We start from the raw sequence: 18,454 nt of genomic DNA on the forward strand, positions 1-18,454 counted from the left end.
CCTTGCCGGCTGTTCCTGCTGTCGGTACTGGTCCTGGTGCTCTGGTTTTGCGGGTGTCGCCGGTGGTTCCTGCCGGTCCCGTCGCCCAGGTGGACCGGCCCTTCCGGTCGGTCGTGCCGTGCTGCGAGTGCTTGCGTCCGTGCTGGTTCCTGCTGGTGTTACCGGCCTTGTCGGCGTCACCGGCTTGGTCCTGGCAGCTGCCCGGTTGGCGCTGCTGGCCCGGTTGTCCCGGCGCTGCCTGTTCGCTGGTCGTACTGGTTGTGGTGGCGGGGGGCCGGCTTTGTTGCTGTTGTGCTTCAGCTGGCCGTGCTGGGTGTTCCTGCGGGTCTTCGGGTCTCAGCGCATTTGGCTTCGTTGGTCCTGGCCGTGCTGGCTTTTGCCGCTGCCGCTGCCGCTGCCGCTGCCGCTGCCGCTGCCGCTGCCGCTGCCGCTGCCGCTGCCGCTGCCCGCTGGGCCCGTGCCCGGTGCTGTGTGTTCCTGCCGGTCTTCGGGTCTCACCGCGTTGGCTTCGTCGGTCCTGGCCGTGCTGCCTGCTGCCCGCCGCCCGTGTCGTGTGTTGTTGTTGTGGGGTGGGTGGCCGGTCCGTGGTGTGGGCCGGCCTGTCCGTTGTCCCCTTGTCCCCTTGCTCGTTGTCCGTTGCCCGTTGTTCTTGTTCCCGGTGCCTGTTGGCCTTGTTGGTGTGTCCTCGTCCTTGTTCGGGCCGTGGGCGCGTGCGTGCGGGTGTGGGCGCGTGTAGGCCGTTGGCGTGGGCGTGGGCGTGGGCGGGTGTGCGGGTGCCGGGTGTGGGTGGTGGGTTAGGGGTTGGGGGTGTGGTTGGTGTGGGTGGTGGTTTGGTAGTTGGTGAGGTCGAAGGTGCGGGTTTGGTGGTGGAAGCGCCAGGTGTAGGTGGGCCAGATGGAGGGGTTGTTGCCTTTGGTGTCGGTGTACCAGCTGGTGCAGCCGCCGGTGTTCCAGACGGTGTTTTTGAGGCGGTTTTGGAGGGTGTTGTTGTAGGTGGTTTGGGCGTGGGGGTGGACGTCGAGGGTGGTGAGGTGGTGGGTGTGGAGGGTTTTGAGGGCGGCGAGGATGTAGGTGATCTGGGCTTCGATCATGACGGTTTGGGAGGAGTGGCCGAGGGTGGTGTTGGGGCCGAGGAGCATGAAGAGGTTGGGGAAGCCGTGGATGGTGGTGCCGCGGTGGGCGGTCATGCCGTCGCGGTTCCAGGTGTCGGCGAGGGTGTGGCCGTTTCGGCCGTGGATGAGGTGGGCGACGGGGCGGTCGGTGGCGGTGAAGCCGGTGGCGAGGATGATGGTGTCGATGTGGCGGGTGGTGCCGTCGGTGGTGGTGATGTGGGTGGGGCCGATGCGGGTGATGGTGTCGGAGACGATGTCGACGTTGGGTTGTTGGATGGCGGGGTACCAGGTGTTGGAGAAGAGGAGGCGTTTGCAGCCGACGGTGTAGTCGGGGGTGAGGCGGGCGCGCAGGGCGGGGTCGGTGACGGATTTCTTGAGGTGGCCGGCGGCCATGTTCTTCATGCCGGTGGTGCGGGAGGGGCGGGACATGAAGAACGCGACGATTTCGCGGCCGTGTTTGTTGAAGGTGCGGCGGAAGCGCTGGTAGCCGGGGAGGTGGCGGAGCATCCAGGTGTGGCGGGGGGTGTTGGGCTTGTCGGGTTTGGCGGCGACCCAGGGGGGTGTGCGCTGGTAGAGGTCGAGGCGGTTGACGTCGGGTTGGATGGCGGGGACGAACTGGATGGCGGAGGCGCCGGTGCCGATGACGGCGACGTTGCGGCCGGTCAGGTCGTGGTCGTGGTTCCAGCGTGAGGAGTGGAAGACGGTTCCGGTGAAGGTGTCGAGGCCGGGGATGTTCGGGATGGCGGGGTCGGAGAGGTAGCCGGTGCCGGTGATGAGGGCCTGGGCGGTGTAGCGGCCGTGTTTGGTGCGGATGTCCCAGTGGTGGTGGGTGTCGTTCCAGGTGGCGTCGAGGAGTTCGTGGTCGTAGCGCAGGTGGGGGTCGACGCCGTGTCGGGTGGCGCAGTCCTTGAGGTAGGCGTGGACTTCGGCCTGGGTGGCGAAGGTGGATTTCCAGTCGGGGTTGCGGGCGAAGGAGTAGGAGTAGAGGTGGGCCTGGACGTCGCAGGCGCAGCCGGGGTAGGTGTTGTCGCGCCAGGTGCCGCCGAGGTCGGTGGCGCGTTCGAAGACGAGGAAGTCGTCGATGCCGGCTTTGAGGAGGCCGATGGCGGTGCCGAGGCCGGAGATGCCGGCGCCGATGACGGCGACTTTGAGGTGGCGGACGGCGAGGTCGCCGGTGGGGTGGGGGGCGGTGGCGTGCTCGGTGCCGGCGGTGGTGCCGGCGGTGGCGGCGACGGTGATGGCCGCGGTGATGGCCGCGGCGGTGGCCGTGCTGGTGGTGCGGTGCGGGGTGCGGGGGGCGGTCGTGGTGGCGCCCGTGCCGGAGGCGGCCGCGCCCGTGCCGGAGGCGGACGCACCGCCGGTCGTGCTCGTGCTGGTTCCCGTGTCGGTGGCCGTGCCGCTGCCGGTGGCCGTACCGGTGGCCGTGCTGCTGCCGCTGCCGGGGGCCGTACCGGCGGCCGTACCGCTGCCGGCCGTGCCCGTGCCGGTGCCGGTGGCGGTGCCCGCGGTGTTGGTGCCGGTGGTGTTGGTGGTGGGGGTGGGGGCCACCCCCGCCGCCGGGGCTGTGCCGGTGCTGGCGTCGGTGGGTGTGCCGGTGCCGGTGGTGGTGGTGTTGGTGGTGCGGTTGGGGGCGGGGGTGGTGGTCATGGCGTCGGTGTCCTTGTCTCGGGTGTCCTGGGTGGGCCCGGGGGTCAGGCGCGGCGGGTGAGGGTGACGCGGAAGTTGTTGAAGATGTGGTCTTCGAGGGTGTAGGCGAAGATGTCGAGGTAGCGCTCGAAGCGGGCGACGGTGGTCTCGTCGGTCATGGTGACGGCTTCGTCGCGGCGGGCGGCGAGGAGTTGGAGCCAGGCGCGGCAGGCGCGGGCGAAGGACTCGGGTTCGTTGCGGATCTCGGTGACCTCGAAGAGGCCGTCGAGGCCGGCGGCGAGTTCGGGCAGGCGGGGGATGTGGCAGCCTTCGAACTCCTCGCGCTGGAGGAACTTGAGGTCGTCGAGGAGCTGGCGGCGCAGCGGGGGGTTCTCGACGGTCATGGTGTGCAGGACGAAGCGGGCGCCGGGCTTGAGGAGGGAGTGGACCTGCTTGAAGAAGACGCGGTAGCGCTGGGTGCGCTCTTTGGGGGTGAGGGAGGACAGGACGAAGTGTTCGAGGGCGTTGATGCAGAACGCGGCGTCGTAGGGGGCCTGGCCGTCGGCGAGGCGGTGGTCTTCCCAGCTTTCGACGCGGGCTTCGATGGCGGGGTTGTTCAGGGCGTCGACGAAGTCGGCCTGGGTGCGGGAGAGGGTGACGCCGACGGCCTTCTTGACGCCGTGGACGGTGGTGAGGCGGTTGAGCATGGTGCCCCAGCCGCAGCCGATGTCCAGGACGGTGTCGGTGTGGGCGGCGCGGGCGAGGTCGGTGAAGGCGTCGAGTTTGCGTTCCTGGGCCTCGTCGAGGACGGCGACGAGGTCCTCGCCGTCCTCCCAGTAGCCGCCGGAGTACATCATGGTGGGGCCGAGGATGAGCCGGTAGAGCTCGTTGGGGACCTCGTAGTGGTGGCGGATGGCCTCGACGTCGGGGTTGATGGTGCGGGCTTCGACGGTGGTCATGGGATGGGGCCCCTCGGTTGACGGTTGTGGGTGTGTGGGGTTGTCGGACGGCGGTGGGTCGGCCGGTGCGGGGTGGGCGGGTGGGCGGCCCGGTCGGGCCGTTTCCGTGGTGGTCGGCCCGGTGCGGGCCGGGGTGACAGGTCCGGCCGCTGTCCTGGTGCCTGCGGTGGGCGGCTGGGTGCCGTCCGGTGTCCGGCGGTGGTCTTGCTGAACTCGGCGGCTGTCCCGGGTGGTTGGTGCCGTCCGGGAGAACGGTCGGGCCGTTCGGTGCCGCGTGGTGTGGTGCTGGGCCGGCCGTCGTTCAGGGCGGCTGGGTGCCGTCCGGTGTGCGGCGGTGGTTCCGGCTGAACTCGGCCGCTGTCCCGGGTGGTTGGTGTCGTCCGGGGCGGGCGGTGCGGCCGTTCGCGGTTCTTCGGTGTCTGCCGTGTCGGGCGGCTGGGTGACGCCCGGGTGGTCTTGCTGAACTCGGCTGCGTCCCCGGGTGGTTGGTGTCGTCCGGGGTGGCGGGTGCGGTGTCCGGCCGGGTGGTCGGTGGCGCCTGGTGTGGTGCCGGGCCGGTGTTGTGCGGTGGTCGCCGTGCGGGCCGGTACGGCGGGGTGGTGTGCGTGCGGGTGCGGTGTGTTGTGGGTCAGGTAAGCGTGTGTCTCGCAAGCGGTGCGCAAGGGGGCGGGGGGTGGGTGGGTTGCGGGCCGGTTGCGTGGGGGCGGGTTTCATGCGGTTTCGGCAAGACACGCGGCCCCCACGGCCTGTCGCGGGGGGTGCTTCGGTTCCCGGGTGGTGTCGACCGCTGTTCCCGGGGGTCGTGCCGTGTTGTTCCGGAGGGTTCTCCCGCCGGCTGTCCCGCCCGTCCCGCCCGTCGTTGCTTCTGTTCCGCCTGCTTGTTGTCCGTCCGTCCGTTCCTTGTGGCCGTGTGTCCGCTCGTTCGTCCGTCCCCTCGGTGCCGTGTGTGGTGTGTTCCCGGGGGCGGGGTGCGGGGGCGCGTGTCCGGGGGCCGGCCGGGGGCGGCGGTGCGGTGGTGCGGGTGGCGGTGCGGTGGTGCGGGTGGCCGGGAGGGTTCTCCGGAGCGGTGCGGTGCGGGTCCGCGGGTACGGGTTCGCCCAGGCCCTGTGCGGGGTGTCGCCGAGGCGCCCGGTTCCGTCTGCCCGTCTGCCGGCCCGCTCGCGTCCGTTCGTCCGCCAGTCCGCCTGCCCGCCCGTCCGCATGTGTCGGCCGGTGGGCGGGGTGGTCGGGGTACGGGTGCGGGGCGGGGTGGCGGCGGTTGTTCCTGGCATGTTCATTCGACGCGTTGACGTGCCCATCACCCGGGAAACGGGGGTGGGCGAGGAGAGGAACGATCACTGATGTCTCAGATTCCCACGATCGAGGACCTGGCCCAGCAGCTCCAGGCGGTCTCCGGTGCGCAGGAGATCGACGCGGACGCCGCGCTGCAGCACATCGCGGACGTCGACTCGCTGGACCTGATGGAGTGGCTGTACGGCTTCCAGAACCAGTACCCGCACATCCCGGCGGACGAGTCGCTGTTCGCGGACATCGACGACACGACGACGCTGCGGGTGGTCCACGAGCGGATCCTGGCGCTCGTGCCGGCCGAGGCCAACTGAGAACCCGGCGCGGGCGGGCGGACGAGGAGAGGGGTCGGGTGGTGAGCGGTTTCGACGTCACCGGCTGGGGCATGTCGGTGCCCGAACGGGTGGTGACCAGTGCCGAGCTCGCGGAGCGTTTCGGCGTGGACGAGCACTGGATCGTCTCGCGGTGCGGGATCCGTGAGCGCAGGGCGGTGGGCCCGGGGCAGACCACGGCGTCGATGGCCGTGGAGGCCGGGCGCCGGGCCCTGGAACGCGCGGGCCTGACGGGCGCGGACATCGCGCACCTGATCGTGGCGACGGCGACCCCGGAGCAGCCCTCGCCGGCGACGTCGGCGTTCGTCCACGACGAGCTGGGCATCGCGGGCAGCGCCCACGACGTGAACTCCGAGTGCGCCGGCTTCGTGTACGGGCTGGTGACCGCGGCGGGCCTGCTGCGCATGGACCCGCGCCCGATCCTGCTGATCGGCTCGGACACCCACACGCTGACCGCGAACCCGCGGGACCGGGACCTGTCGATCCTGGTGGGCGACGGCGCGGGCGCGGTGGTCCTGCGGCCGGGCGCGGTGGACCGCATCCGGGCGTGGAACCTGGGCGCGGACGGCTCGTGCAAGAACAGCCTGAAGGTCCTCGCCGGGGGCTCGCGGATGCCCACCACCGAGCGGACCGTCGCCGAGGGCCTGCACTACGCGCAGATCAACGGCAATGAGATCTACCTGAACGCCGTGCGCTACACGGTGCGCACGATCCGCGAGACGCTGGAGCAGGCGAAGATCACACCGCAGGACGTCGACCACGTCATCCCGCACCAGGCGAACATCCGGATCATCAACTCGGTGCTCTCCCACACGGGGATCCCCGCGGACCGGCTGGTGACGAACCTGGAGCGCTACGGGAACACCGCGTCGGCGTCGATCCCGATCGCGCTGGCGGAGGCCCTGGACTCGGGTCGGGTCAAGGACGGCGACACGGTGCTGCTGGCCGGGTTCGGCGCGGGCATGACGTGGGGCTCGGTCCTGCTGACGTGGGGAGGGGTGGCGCGGTGAGCGGCAAGGACGCCTTCGGCGCCAGGCCCGACTCCCCGGTGGCGCTGGTCACCGGCGCCTCCGGGGGGCTGGGCAGCGAGCTGGCGCTGGCGCTGGACGCGGCGGGCTGCCGGGTCGCGGTGCACTACAACAGCTCCCGGGCCGGGGCGGAGAAGGTCGCCGCCCAGCTGGTCAACGACCACGTGCTGGTGAGCGGCTCGGTCGCCGACTGGGACGCGGTCACCGCGATGTACGAGCAGGTCAAGGCCGCGCTGGGGCCGGTGGACGTGCTCGTCAACAACGGGGCGGTCCGCAAGGACGCGCTGATGGCGATGCAGAACCCCGCCGAGTGGCGGCAGGTGATCGACACGAACCTCGTCGGCTCCTTCCACACCGCCAGGGCGTGCGTGCCGGCGATGCTGCGCGCCCGCTGGGGGCGGGTGGTGAACATCGTCTCCCCGTCGGCGCTGATCGCCACCGCCGGGCAGACCGCCTACTCGGCGTCCAAGGCCGGCCTGATCGGGCTGACCCGCACGCTCGCGGCGGAGTGCGGCCGCCGGGGGGTGACCGTCAACGCCCTGTCGCCCGGATTCATGATCACCGGCATGACGGACACCCTGCCCGAGCACGTGGTGGCGGGCATGCGGGAGAAGGTCCCGGTGCCGCGGTTCGTCACCCCGCGCGAGGTCGCCCGCTCGATCACGCTGTTCCTCGACCAGGACTGCATGACCGGCCAGGTCATCAGCATCGACTCGGGGGCCTCCATCACCTGACCCGGCGCCCCGGGCACCCGGGGCCGGGCCGCCGGACCCGTCCGTCCGGGGCGGCCGGGTCCGTCCGCCCGGGTCCGCTCCGGGCCGGTGGCCGGTGGCCGGTGGCCGGTGGCCGGTGGCCGGTGGCCGGTCCGCGGGTCGCCTCGTGCCGCGCCCTCTCGGCCTCCTGTCCGGCCCCGTGCCGGACAGGGGGCCGAGGGGGCGCACCCGCGTTCCCGCTCGGGGGTGTCGCGGCAGGCCCCGGCTGGGCGCGCGGCAGCGGCAGCCCCGCCCCGCCCCGCCAGCCACCGCCCGCCGGCCGTCCCGGAAGCCGCCCGCCCGCCTGGCCGGCCTGTGGCCGGCCGGCGTTGTCGTTCCCCTTGCGGCGGGTCCGGCCGGCGTCGCGTCCTACCCCTGGAACGGGTCCTCCAGGACGGGGATGCAGGGTGACAGCAGCGGATCCGTGTGTTCGCTCACCTGTCCGCGGGCCATCCTGTGGACGAGGACCTCGTTCTCACGGCCGGGGTCCTCGTCGTCGCGTACGTGCAGCAGGCCGTAGGAGCCCGGCGCCCGTTCACCGACCTCGCGGAAGAACGCCGGGATCCGCGCGTCACGGTGGTTCGCGAAGCCGCCGAAGTGGACGAACACCTCCCCGTTCATCCACCGCAGATCGAGCAGGTACGGGCTGCCGATCTCCCGGATGCGCTCCTCGATACCCCCGACGATCAGGTGGAGACGGTCGTCGTCGTACTCCTCGTCGTCGGCGCCGGCGCTCTCCAGAACCTTGATCCAGCCGTGGTACTCGAACATGGGCCGCAGCCTACTGAGCGGCCGCGCGCCGCCCGTGCTGTGGGTGGTGCCGGTGGTGACGGTGGTGTGTCAGTGGCGGGACAGCGTCCTGCCGGTGTGCCGACAGCGGTCGACGCAAGACTCGGTGACGCCCGATCAGGAACACACGACGACGAGGGAGCCGCCCGTGCCCCGACCCCGGCCCGCCACCGCCTTCCGTACCGTTTCGCGTACCGCGTTCCGTGCTGCCGCGGCCGTGCTCGTGCTGGCGGCCCTGGCCCCGGCCCACACCGCGACCGCCGCGCCCGCCGCGACCGCCGACAACCCCGCCGCGCCCGCTGACACCGCCGCGCCCGCTGCGCCCGTGCCGCGCCTGCACTGGGACGGGCCCTGCGCCCAGGGCTTCGAGTGCGCCACCGCCGCCGTGCCGACGGACTACCGCGACCCGCGGGGAACACCCCTGGACCTGGCCCTGATCCGCCACCGCGCCACCGACCCGGCCCACCGCATCGGCTCGCTGTTCTTCAACCCCGGCGGCCCGGGCATCCCCGGCACCGCGGCCCTGCCCGCCGTCTACGGCCTCTTCCCCGAACAGGTCCGCCGGCGCTTCGACATCGTCAGCTTCGACCCGCGCGGCACCGGCGCCTCCACCACCCTCCACTGCTTCCCCGACCCCGCCGCCGAACAGGCCCTCCTCGACGGCCTGCCCGCCGGCTTCCCGACCGCCGCCGACCAGCAGAGCGCCTGGACCCGCGCCTACACCGGCCTCGCCCGCCACTGCGCCGACAACGACACCACCGGCCTGCTCGCCCACCTGTCCACCGCCGACACCGCCCGCGACCTCGACCTGCTGCGCCAGGCCGTCGGCGACCGGCGCCTGACCTACTGGGGCACCTCGTACGGGACCCTGCTCGGCGCCGTCTACGCCAACCTCTTCCCCGACCGGGTACGCGCGATGGTCCTGGACAGCGCCCTGGACCCGCGCGCCTGGTCCACCGGTCGCACCCCCCGGCAGCGCGCCCTGCCCCCGTTCCTGCGCACCGGCAGCGACCTCGCCTCCGCCCGCACCCTGGACGCCTTCCTCGACCGCTGCGCCGCCGCCGGCCCCGCGGCGTGCGCGTTCGCGGCGGGCGACGCGGACGCGACCCGCGCCAGGTTCGCCGCCCTCCTGGAGCGGCTGCGCCGCGGGCCGCTCGCGCCCGGCACGCCGGCGCGGGAGGTGACCTACGCCTTTGCGGTGTCCACCGTGGCGTCGATGCTGTACACGGCCGCGCCGCTGCCGGGCGTCCCCGACAGCGGCTGGGCGGCCCTGGGCGCGTGGCTGCAGCAGCTGTGGACCGCCCCCGACGCACCGCAAGCCCCCACCCCGGCCCCGGCACCGGCGCCGGGCGCGCTGTCGGGGCAGGCGCAGACCCTGGGCACCCTGTGCGCGGACACCGCCAACCCGCCCGCCGGCGCCGACTACCCGGCCCTGGCCGCCCTCGCCGAGACGCGCTCCGGCGCCGTCGGCCCGTACTGGGTGTGGCAGACCCAGCGCTGCGCGTCCTGGCCCTCCCAGGCCGCCCGGGACCGCTACGACGGGCCGTGGGACCGCCGCACCGCCGCGCCCGTGCTGGTCGTCGCGAACACCGGTGACCCGGCCTGGCCCTACGAGGGCTCGCGCGCGATGGCCGACACCCTCGCCGGGGCCCGCCTGCTGACCGTCGACGGCTACGGGCACACGGTCCTGGGCAACCCGAGCGCCTGCGCGGCCGGGGCGCAGGAGCGCTACCTGGTGGAGGGCCGGCTGCCGGCGCCCGGGACGGTCTGCGCGCCGGACCGCCGGCCGTTCGCGTAGCGCTCCGGGGACGGCGGTGGCGGCTGCACGGGCCGCCGCCGTCGCCGCCGTCGCGGTCGGGGCGGCGCCCGCCCCCTGTCCCGGGCGGGTCGGTTCCGGGGCCCGGGCGGGTCGTTGCGGGTCGCGGTCCGCGTCGTGCGGGGCGCCCGCGGGCGGTGTGGCCGTGGTGTCGGCGGTGGTGTCGGCGGCGGGCGGTACGGTCGCGGCATCCGAGCGAGGAGGGCCGCATGGCGACCGGGTGGAGCCTGACGATCGACTGCGCGCACCCGGCGAGGCTGGCCGGGTTCTGGGCGCTGGCGCTGGGCTACGTGCACAGGCCCGCGCCGGCGGGGTTCGGGAGCTGGGAGGAGTGGCTCTCCTGCCACGGGGTCCCGCGGGAGGAGTGGGACGACGGCGCGTACCTCTGCGATCCCGAGGGGACGGGTCCCGCCCTGTCCTTCCTGAAGGTGCCGGAGCCGAAGGCGGTGAAGAACCGGGTGCACGTGGACGTGCAGGCCGGCGGCGGCCGTGTGACGCCGTGGGAGGTGCGGTGGCCGCGCGTGGTCGAGGCGGTGGAGCGGCTGACCGCCGCGGGGGCGACGGTGGTCCGTGAGGAGGAGCTGTGGGGCAGGCCCGACCACGTGGTGATGGCCGATCCGGAGGGCAACGAGTTCTGCGTGGTCTGACAACGGACATTCCCCTCCCGGCGGCCGCGGTCCCCGGAAGCCGGGATCCCGGGTGCCGTCCCGGCCGATCCGGTCCACCCGGCCGGCGCCGTCGGTCCCGTGTCGTTCGAGGGCGGCGATCAGGTCTTCGCGGTTCACGACGCGCGGTATGGCGCCCTGCGGGTGCCCGGAAGTCCGCCGCTCCGCTGCCCTGGGCGGTCGGGGCCCGGCGGGACGGGCGCTGGTCCGACAGCCCGCTCGACCTTCACCGGGCGGGACGCCGGGTAGTACGGTGACCGCCCGGAACCCGCCGCCCACGAAAGGGGACACCGCCATGGTCCATCCGGCCGTCACCCGCCTCTCGGCCCTGATCGGGGAGCCGGGAACCCCGGGCGACAGCGTCGACTGGGACGAACTGGCCCGCACCACGGGCCTGCGCCTGCCCGCCGACTACCGCGACTTCGTCGCGCTCTACGGCGGCGGCGAGCTGGACGAGTACCTCGGCGTCAGCACGCCGCCGGTGGACGGCTCCCCGTACGGCGACCTCCTCGACGCACTGGACTTCGACCCCCGGCAGGAGCCGGCCGCCCCCACCGGCACCGCCCCGGAGGACCTGGAGAAGGGCAGGCTCCTGCCCTTCGCGAGCAGCGCCAACAGCGACGTGGTCTTCTGGCTCTGCGACACCCGCGACCCGGACAGCTGGGACGTCGTCGTCTTCAAGCGCCAGCCCGCATACCGGGAGGAACGCTGGGTCCGCTTCGCGGCGGGCTTCGGCGACTTCCTGGCCGGAACCCTCGACGGCACGCTGGCGAACCCCTTCGGCGACAGCGGCTTCACCAGGACCCCGCACACCTACCGCCACTGGCGCCGGCCGCTGTGACCCGCACGGCGTCCGCAGGCGGCCACCGGCTGCCGGTGGCCTGAGCGGGGCTGCCGGTGGTCAACGGCCCTCTCGCCCGGCCCCGTTGGCTTTCCCGGGTCCGCTCGGCGGCGGGCGGCCACGATCGGGGCCGGCCGCCGCGTCCCGCTCACCGCGCCCGCCGCCTCCCGACGTCCGGTCCCACCCCCGGCGACGGTCGCCTCCGGTGCCGACGGGAACGGCAACTCCCTGAACAGGGAGCGTGGTTGCGTCGCGACCGCCGGCTGCTGGCCGCCGGAACCCGCTACGGGCCCGGTGGGAACACGTGACCCGTTGCGTACCGTCACCGGTCGCAGGACGTGGGCCAGGGCCTTGCTCCGGGGCCGCTCGTCCGGTTCCGGGGGAGTGGTCGTCCTGCCCGGTGTGCGCGGGCATGCCGTCGGGCCGACGGCGCCCCCTTCGCCGGGCCGGGGCCGGTTCCGGGGGAGTGGTCGTCCTGCCCGGCGTGCGCGGGCATGCCGTCGGGCCGACGGCGCCCCCTTCGCCGGGCCGGGGCCGGGGGAGGGGCGGCCGGTGTCAGGGGCGCTGCCGGGGGGCGGTGGCCCGGTTCCCGCCCGTCAGGCCGTCCAGGACCAGGTCCGTCAGGCGTTCGGGCAGGTCCGGTTCGTCGGGGCGGTGGCCGAGCAGGCAGCGGGTCTGGAGGGGGGCGCAGAGCAGTTCCAGTGCCAGGGCGGTGTCGGTGTCCGGGGGGAGTTCCCCGCGGTCCACGGCCCGGGCGATGATGGCGCCGGCCTGGTCGAGGCGGGAGTGCCAGAAGGTCTGCCAGGCCTCGGCGAGGTCGGGGTCGTCGGCGCTGAGGGCGGCGGCCCGGGCGACGGAGCGGCCGGTGGGGGTGGCGAGGTAGCGGGCCAGGGCGCGGGCGAAGGCGGCCAGGTCGGTGCGGACGGCCCCGGTGTCGGGGACGGGGACGCCCTCGTTGCTGCCGGTGAGCATGGCGTCCAGGACGAGTTTCTCCCGGGTGCCCCAACGCCGGTACACGGTGGTCTCGTTGACGCCGGCGCGGGCCGCGACCCCGGCGACGGTGAGCCGGTCGACGCCCTCCTCGGCCAGTACCTGCGCGGCGGCGTCCAGGACGGCCTGGCGCACGCGCGCGGCCCGCCCGCCCGGGCGGCGGCGCACCGGCGGCGGCTCCGACTGCGGCTCCGACTCCGGCTCCGGCTCGTGTTCGGTCATGTCGATCACCTCGGCCACCACACTAACGCAGGGCTGCTTGCGTTAGGTGCCGGTGCGGGCGCATAGTCGTTAACGCAAGTGTTCCGGCTTTAAGAAGCTTGAGTGCGACAGGAGGCACCACCATGTCCTTCACCTGGCCCCTGGACCCGCGGGACCTGTTCGTCGAGCGCTACCCGCAGATGACCCTCGGCCTGCCCGCCGGCGAGGTGGACGCGGTCCGCGCCGCCGTCACCGTGATGTGGCCCGACCGGCCCGGCGGGTGGGTGTACGAGTGGTCCGCCCTCGCCGCCCGCCACGCCGCCGCCGGGCGCCACCGCGAGGCCGCGCAGGCGTACGGCTGGGCCAAGTTCCCCTCCCTCGCCGACGGGCCCAAGCGCACCGCGCTCGCCCGCCAGGTCGAGCAGTACGTCCTCGCCGCCCCCGGCTTCCCGGTGGAGTTCGAGCGCCGCGTCCTCACCGTCCCCCACCGCGGCGGCGAGGCCGCCGTGCCGGTCCACCTGATGGCCGCCCCCGGCCTGCCCGCCGACGCGCCCCTCGTCCTGGCCAGCGGCGGCGTGGACTCCTGGAAGACCGACCTGCACGGCATGTGGGAGCAGCTCGCGTTCGCCCTGCCGGCGCGGCTGCTGCTGTTCGACCTCCCCGGCACCGGCGAGAGCGCCCACCTGCCGATGACCCCGCACGGCGGGGACGAGGTGATCGCCGCACTGGTCGCCTTCGCCCGCGCGGCCGGCAACGGGAAGGTCGGCCACTTCGGCATCTCGATGGGCGGCTACTACTCCGCCCGCACCGGGCTGACCGGGGCGGTGGACGCCTCCGTGGTGCTCGGCGGCCCGGTCGAGCGCGCCTTCGCCCCCGGCCGCGGCTTCGCCTTCGGCATGGACGGCATCGTCGGCAACGCCCTGGGCTTCGACACCGCGCCCACCAGGGCCGAACTCGACGCGGCCTTCGCCGGATTCGACCTGCGCCCGCTGCTGGACCGGGACGCCAACGGGCCGATGCTGGTCGTCAACGGCACCGAGGACGTCCACGTCCCCCAGGCCGACACCCTGGTGTTCGAGGGCCGCCGCGACACCCGCGTCGAACTGATCCCGGACACCGGCCACTGCGCCGTCTCCCGCTTCGGCGAGGCGATGGCCCTGATCGCCCCCTGGCTGAAGGACACCCTGGCCGCCTGAACCGGCTGCCCCGGCGCCCCGCCACGGGACGCCCGCCACGGGACGCCCGCCGCGGGACGCCCGCCGCGGGACGCCCGCCACGGGACGCCCGCCACGGCGGTCGTCCTCCGCCCGGCGCGTCCGGGACGGGCAAAAGCGACGGCGGCCCGCCCCCCGTCCTGCCCGTCCCGCCGGAGCGGGGACGGGCGGGACACGGGGGCGGGCCGCCGCACCACAAAAGGGGTCGGCACCGCGGGCGCGGTGCCGGCCGGTCAGACGAGGGCGGCGAGCGCGGCCTCGTAGTTCGGCTCGTCGGCGATCTCCGCGACCAGCTCGGTGTGCAGGACGGTGTCGTTCTCGTCCAGGACGACGACCGCGCGCGCCGTCAGCCCGGCCAGCGGACCGTCGGCGATCGCCACACCGTAGACGTCGTGGAAGTCCCGCCCGCGCAGGGTGGACAGCGTCTTGACGTTCTCCAGGCCCTCCGCGCCGCAGAACCGGGCCTGCGCGAACGGCAGGTCCGCCGACACGCACAGCACCACGGTGTTCTCCAGCGAACCCGCCTTGGCGTTGAACGTGCGCACCGAGGTCGCGCAGGTCGGGGTGTCGATGCTGGGGAAGATGTTCAGGACCTTGCGCCGACCCGCGAAGTCCTTCAGCGACACGTCCGCGAGCCCCTCGCCGACCAGCGTGAACGACGGCGCCTGGCTGCCGGCGGCCGGCAGCGCGCCACCGACCTGCACCGGGTTCCCCTTCAGCGTGACCTGAGCCATGAAAAGCCTCCTACCAGCAGTGTGTACGGGATGCAACGCCGCCGATCCTACTGCCCGCCCCCACCCCCGCCCGGGGCGACCACCAATACCGGACACCCCGACCGGCCGGAACAGGAAACGGCAGCGGGAAGCGGGAACAGGGACCCGGACAGGGAAGCGGCGAACCGGCCCGCACGGGGCCCACCCCGCGGGCCCCGCCGCACAGACCGTCAACCCGCCGACCACACGCCCCCGCCCGCCGCACGGCCGCGCCCGTCCCCGCCCGCCGTACGGCCGCGCCCTGCGCCGGTGGTGTCCGGCCGCCCCCTGGCCGGGACCGGTCCGGCGTTCCCGGCGGACGAGGGCGGGGCGACGGGTGGGCCGGGACCTGCCGCCCGGTCACGGGGGAGGCGGCACCCGCGGGCGAGCCTGCCGCCGCGGCCCCGGCCGCCGCCGCCGTCGGGCCGTGTCCGCTGCCGTAGCGCGGTCCCCCCCCCGTGCCCCGCTGCGCCCCACCGCGCCGCGCCGGTCGTGACCTCCCCTCACCCCCCTCCCGCTCCGGGGTCAGGCGCCGTCCGCCGCGGGCACGGTGAACCGCAGCCCGGTCAGTTCCTGCGACACCTCCCACAGCCGCCGGCCCGCCCGCGGGTCCTGGGCGCGAGGGGCGGGCGAGGTCAGCGCCGGGGCCCCGCGCAGTTCGCCCGGTCCGCCCGGCCCGTACAGCTCGCCGCCGCGCACCCCGGGGGCGGTCGCCGCGTGCAGCTGTGCCAGCGCCCCGCGGGCGGGCGTCTGCGCGAGCGGGCGCAGCAGGTGCCCGAACAGCAGCCGTACCGGTGCGACGGCGCCGGCGCGGGGCAGGGCGGTGGCGGCGTAGCCGGGGTGGGCGAGCACGCTGCGCACGGGGCTGCGGGCGGCGCTCAGGCGGCGGTGGAGTTCGAGGGCGAAGAGGGCGTTGGCGAGTTTGGACTGGTTGTAGTGGCCCATGGGGGAGTAGGCGCGCTCGCCGGTGAGGTCGTCGAAGTCGATGCGGGCGCGGCGGTGGTTGGCGGAGGTGACGGTGACGACGCGCGGGTCGCGGCCCTGGGCGAGCAGGTCGATCAGGTGGGCGGTGAGGGCGAAGTGGCCGAGGTGGTTGACGGCGAACTGGAGCTCGTGGCCGTGCGGGGTGAGGGTGCGCGGGGGTGCCATGACGCCGGCGTTGTTGACCAGGACGTCGGGGTGGACGCCGTCGGCGCGCAGGCGGGTGGCGAAGGCGTGCACGGAGTGGGGGTCGCCGAGGTCCAGGCGGCGTACCTCCAGGCGGGCGGCGGGGTGGGCGGCGCTCACGCGGGCCGCGGCGCGCCGGCCCTTGTCCTCGTCGCGTACGGCGAGTACGACGCGGGCGCCGCGGCGGGCGAGGGCGTCGGTGGTGGCCAGGCCCAGGCCGCTCGTGGCGCCGGTGACGACGAACACCCGCCCGTCCAGGTCCGGTTGCGGCTCCGGGCCGGGGCCCGGGGCGGGGGCGGGGCTGTGGTCGGGGGTGTGGTTGCTTCGGGGCGTACGACTCATACGGCTCAAGGTGCCCTTCCTGTCACCAAGTGTCAAGGTGGGCATTGAGCGTCGTGTGTGGCGTGGGGGCTAGGATGGGGCGGTGACCTCCCGACCCGCCGCCACCCTGGCCCAGCGCAAACGCCAGCTCGTGGCCGACGAGCTGACGCGGGCGGCGCTGGAGCTGCTGGCGGGCGGCGGGTTCGACGCCGTCACGGTGGACGAGATCGCCACCGCCGCGGGGGTGTCCAAGCGGACGTTCTTCCGCTACTTCGCGTCCAAGGAGGACGTGGTCGTCCGGTTCCTGGGCGCGCTCGGCGCGGCGATGCGCGAGGAGCTGGCCCGCCGCCCGGCGGGGGAGGCGCCCTCGGTGGCGCTGCGGCACGCGGTGTGGCGCAGCGTCGAGGACTGCGCCGGCCACGAGGAGCGCGCCCGCCAGGTGGTGCGGCTGGTCCTGTCCACCCCCGCCCTGCTCGCGCGCTTCCTGGAGCGCCAGGCGCAGTGGCGCGACGACCTCGCCGAGGAGCTCGCCGCCCGCCTCGGCCTGGACGCCGGGCGCGAGCTGTACCCGCGGCTGGCCGCGGACATGGCGCTGGCGGCCTTCCACACGGTGCTCCAGCGCTGGAGCGCCGACGACGACGCTGCCGGTGGCGCCTCCGGTGGCGGCGGCGGCGCGGCGGTGGACCCCGCCGCGCTGACCGGGAGCTGCTTCGCCGTCATCGCCCCGGCCCTGGACGCCGTCGTGCGCACCCCCGCCCCCGGCGGCGCCCCCGCCACGGCCTGACTCCTGCGGCGCCGTCGGGCCGCGCCGCCCTCCCGGTCGCCCCGGGGTATCCGGCAAGGCGCCCGCCCCGCGGTGCCCGCGGAGGGGTCCGCGGGTGCCACGGGGCGGGCGCCTGCCGGACGGGCCGTCACCGTACGGGTGCGGGCGCCGGTCCGGGCGGCCGGTTCAGTTGAAGACCACGACGTCGGTGCGCATCGGCAGCGGGCTGTTCCACCCGATGCTGATCTTGAAGGTCACCACGCCGTTGCCCGGGGCGATGCTCGAGACCTGGAAGGCCGCGGCGCCGACGAACCGGTTGCCGTTGGAGTCGATCTCGGAGGCCGTGATGACGACCGTCGAGTCGATCCCGATGACGTTCCAGGACAGCTGGAGGTTGAAGGTCCCGTTGCCCGGGCTCCACGTCCACCAGGCCCGGTTCACGGAGCCGACGTTGCCGCCGATGGCCGCGAGGCCCTCGTCCCGGCCGGCGGGCAGCGAGCTGTGCGTGATCTGCGGGACCTCGGAGGCGGAAGGTTCGACTGCGGCCATGGCGGCACTCCCTGCGCCGGGAGAGCCCCCCACGAGCCCTCCGGATACCCAGAGTGTCCGCCGTTGCGCACAGCGTCACAATCACTCGTGCGAGTGAACCACCGGCGCGCCGCCGTGCCACCCGCGCCACCACGGCCCCGGGCCGCGCGCCGCCCGGCGCGCACCGCCCGCCACCCGCCTGTCGCCCGGCGTGCACCGCCCGCCGGCTGCCGACCCGTCAGTCCGCGGCCCGTCCCACCCCGCCCCGCGTCCCGCGCGGCTTGCCCGCGGCCGGGCGGTGGCCGACGGTGGAGTGCGAAACGCGCCGCGCGGCCCCGCCCGCCCGGGCGCACCGCCGCCCACCCGCCCGCCCGGGCCCGAACCACCCGAGGGAGCCCCCGTGAGGATCAACCTGGCCAGCGTCTTCGTCGACGACCAGGACAAGGCCCTGCGCTTCTACACCGACGTGCTGGGGTTCGTGAAGAAGGCCGACGTCCCGCTCGGCGACCACAGCTGGCTCACCGTCGTGTCGCCCGAACAGCCCGACGGCACCGAGCTGCTCCTGGAGCCCGACCGGCACCCCGCCGCCAGGGCCTACGTCGCGGCCCTGGCCGCCGACGGCATCCCCGCCACCTCCTTCGCCGTGGACGACGTGCACGCCGAGTACGAGCGCCTGCGCGCCCTGGGCGTGCGCTTCACCCAGGCGCCGCTGGCCATGGGGCCGGTGACCACCGCCGTCCTGGACGACACCTGCGGCAACCTCCTCCAGATCGCCCAGTACCACTGACCCCGCCCCGAGCCCCGTCCCCGAGGGCGCCCCGCCTTGACACCCCGGATCGTATCCAGAATATTAGATACGTCCCCGAGGGGCCGGACGGCGGAAGGAGCGTGTGCGGTGGACCTGGACCCGCTGGCCGTGCACAAGGCGCTCGCCAACCCGGCGCGCGCGGACTTCCTGCGCTGGCTCAAGACGCCCGAGCGCTACTTCGACGAGCCGTACTACCGCGAGCGCGGCGTCGGCTTCCACATCGGCGTGTGCGTCACCGACATCCAGGAGCGCTCGGGGCTGTCCCAGTCGGTGGTCTCCGGCTACCTCCAGATCCTGCGCGAGGCCGGGCTGCTGGTGTCCGAGCGCGTCGGCAAGTGGACGTTCTACCGGCGCGACGAGGAGACCATCGCCGCCTTCGCCGCGTACGTGCGCGACGAACTCTGACCCCGCCCCACCCCGCTTCGGGGGGCGCCCGCCCGGCGCCCCCTTTTCTTCGACCCAAACACATCCAACTATCTAGATTTGTGTATCCAATGGAGGCT

At 74.3% G+C, this 18,454-nt stretch carries 17 protein-coding genes; 10 read left to right on the forward strand and 7 right to left on the reverse strand.

Annotated elements, in window-relative coordinates; translation table 11 throughout:
- Positions 1–794: 794 nt before the first annotated feature.
- Entirely contained in the window at positions 795–2,759 is a 1,965-nt protein-coding gene (locus tag ACFY4B_RS18290; RefSeq protein ID WP_387968806.1) for a flavin-containing monooxygenase, read from the reverse strand.
- Positions 2,760–2,803: 44 nt separating this feature from the next.
- Positions 2,804–3,697, reverse strand: coding sequence for a class I SAM-dependent methyltransferase (locus ACFY4B_RS18295; RefSeq protein ID WP_074006253.1), 894 nt, complete (start codon positions 3,695–3,697; stop codon positions 2,804–2,806).
- Between the two features lie 1,340 nt (positions 3,698–5,037).
- Between ACFY4B_RS18295 and ACFY4B_RS18300 the strand changes: the two genes are divergently transcribed.
- The 3 genes from ACFY4B_RS18300 to ACFY4B_RS18310 are packed head-to-tail and all read left to right on the forward strand — an operon-like array spanning position 5,038 to position 7,078.
- Positions 5,038–5,298 (forward strand): hypothetical protein, encoded by a 261-nt coding sequence (locus ACFY4B_RS18300; protein WP_049656300.1) that lies wholly within the window; start codon positions 5,038–5,040, stop codon positions 5,296–5,298.
- A 41-nt stretch (positions 5,299–5,339) separates the two neighbouring features.
- Complete coding sequence (locus ACFY4B_RS18305; protein WP_049656304.1) at positions 5,340–6,326, forward strand: 3-oxoacyl-ACP synthase III family protein; 987 nt, start codon at positions 5,340–5,342, stop codon at positions 6,324–6,326.
- Positions 6,323–7,078: an SDR family NAD(P)-dependent oxidoreductase gene (locus tag ACFY4B_RS18310; protein ID WP_049656301.1), complete on the forward strand. Its 756-nt coding sequence runs from the start codon at positions 6,323–6,325 to the stop codon at positions 7,076–7,078. The genes ACFY4B_RS18305 and ACFY4B_RS18310 overlap by 4 nt, the downstream gene beginning before the upstream one ends.
- A 387-nt stretch (positions 7,079–7,465) precedes the next feature.
- On the opposite strand, the gene ACFY4B_RS18315 is transcribed toward ACFY4B_RS18310, so the two are convergent.
- Positions 7,466–7,867, reverse strand: a complete 402-nt coding sequence (locus ACFY4B_RS18315; protein WP_387968809.1) for an Imm7 family immunity protein — start codon at positions 7,865–7,867, stop codon at positions 7,466–7,468.
- Between the two features lie 166 nt (positions 7,868–8,033).
- Between ACFY4B_RS18315 and ACFY4B_RS18320 the strand changes: the two genes are divergently transcribed.
- The 3 genes from ACFY4B_RS18320 (at position 8,034) to ACFY4B_RS18330 (ending at position 11,207) form a co-directional block, all read left to right on the forward strand.
- Positions 8,034–9,683, forward strand: coding sequence for an alpha/beta hydrolase (locus tag ACFY4B_RS18320; protein ID WP_387968812.1), 1,650 nt, complete (start codon positions 8,034–8,036; stop codon positions 9,681–9,683).
- A gap of 227 nt (positions 9,684–9,910) precedes the next feature.
- Entirely contained in the window at positions 9,911–10,348 is a 438-nt protein-coding gene (locus ACFY4B_RS18325) for a VOC family protein (protein WP_387968814.1), read from the forward strand.
- Between the two features lie 313 nt (positions 10,349–10,661).
- Complete coding sequence (locus tag ACFY4B_RS18330; protein ID WP_387968817.1) at positions 10,662–11,207, forward strand: SMI1/KNR4 family protein; 546 nt, start codon at positions 10,662–10,664, stop codon at positions 11,205–11,207.
- A 555-nt stretch (positions 11,208–11,762) separates the two neighbouring features.
- On the opposite strand, the gene ACFY4B_RS18335 is transcribed toward ACFY4B_RS18330, so the two are convergent.
- The gene (locus ACFY4B_RS18335; RefSeq protein WP_387968820.1) at positions 11,763–12,419 is read right to left on the reverse strand and encodes a TetR/AcrR family transcriptional regulator; all 657 of its coding nucleotides are present in this window, start codon (positions 12,417–12,419) and stop codon (positions 11,763–11,765) included.
- A 122-nt stretch (positions 12,420–12,541) separates the two neighbouring features.
- Between ACFY4B_RS18335 and ACFY4B_RS18340 the strand changes: the two genes are divergently transcribed.
- The gene (locus ACFY4B_RS18340; RefSeq protein WP_387968823.1) at positions 12,542–13,594 is read left to right on the forward strand and encodes an alpha/beta hydrolase; all 1,053 of its coding nucleotides are present in this window, start codon (positions 12,542–12,544) and stop codon (positions 13,592–13,594) included.
- A 251-nt stretch (positions 13,595–13,845) separates the two neighbouring features.
- Here ACFY4B_RS18340 and tpx read toward each other — a convergent pair whose 3' ends face one another.
- Positions 13,846–14,346 carry a thiol peroxidase gene (gene tpx, locus ACFY4B_RS18345; protein WP_049659074.1) on the reverse strand — a complete coding sequence of 167 codons (501 nt, stop codon included), beginning with the start codon at positions 14,344–14,346 and terminating at the stop codon, positions 13,846–13,848.
- Positions 14,347–14,889: 543 nt separating this feature from the next.
- Entirely contained in the window at positions 14,890–15,873 is a 984-nt protein-coding gene (locus tag ACFY4B_RS18350; RefSeq protein ID WP_387968825.1) for an oxidoreductase, read from the reverse strand.
- A gap of 82 nt (positions 15,874–15,955) precedes the next feature.
- On the opposite strand from ACFY4B_RS18350, the gene ACFY4B_RS18355 reads away from it, so the two are divergent.
- Positions 15,956–16,636: a TetR family transcriptional regulator gene (locus ACFY4B_RS18355; protein ID WP_380737684.1), complete on the forward strand. Its 681-nt coding sequence runs from the start codon at positions 15,956–15,958 to the stop codon at positions 16,634–16,636.
- A 165-nt stretch (positions 16,637–16,801) separates the two neighbouring features.
- On the opposite strand, the gene ACFY4B_RS18360 is transcribed toward ACFY4B_RS18355, so the two are convergent.
- Complete coding sequence (locus ACFY4B_RS18360) at positions 16,802–17,164, reverse strand: hypothetical protein (protein ID WP_049661667.1); 363 nt, start codon at positions 17,162–17,164, stop codon at positions 16,802–16,804.
- Positions 17,165–17,543: 379 nt separating this feature from the next.
- On the opposite strand from ACFY4B_RS18360, the gene ACFY4B_RS18365 reads away from it, so the two are divergent.
- Together ACFY4B_RS18365 and ACFY4B_RS18370 are read left to right on the forward strand one after the other, a co-directional pair.
- Positions 17,544–17,930, forward strand: a complete 387-nt coding sequence (locus ACFY4B_RS18365) for a VOC family protein (RefSeq protein WP_049660971.1) — start codon at positions 17,544–17,546, stop codon at positions 17,928–17,930.
- Between the two features lie 108 nt (positions 17,931–18,038).
- Entirely contained in the window at positions 18,039–18,356 is a 318-nt protein-coding gene (locus tag ACFY4B_RS18370) for a helix-turn-helix transcriptional regulator (RefSeq protein WP_198959518.1), read from the forward strand.
- The last annotated feature ends 98 nt before the right edge of the window (positions 18,357–18,454 follow it).

The organism is Kitasatospora sp. NPDC001261 (assembly GCF_042896795.1).
GTDB lineage: Bacteria > Actinomycetota > Actinomycetes > Streptomycetales > Streptomycetaceae > Kitasatospora.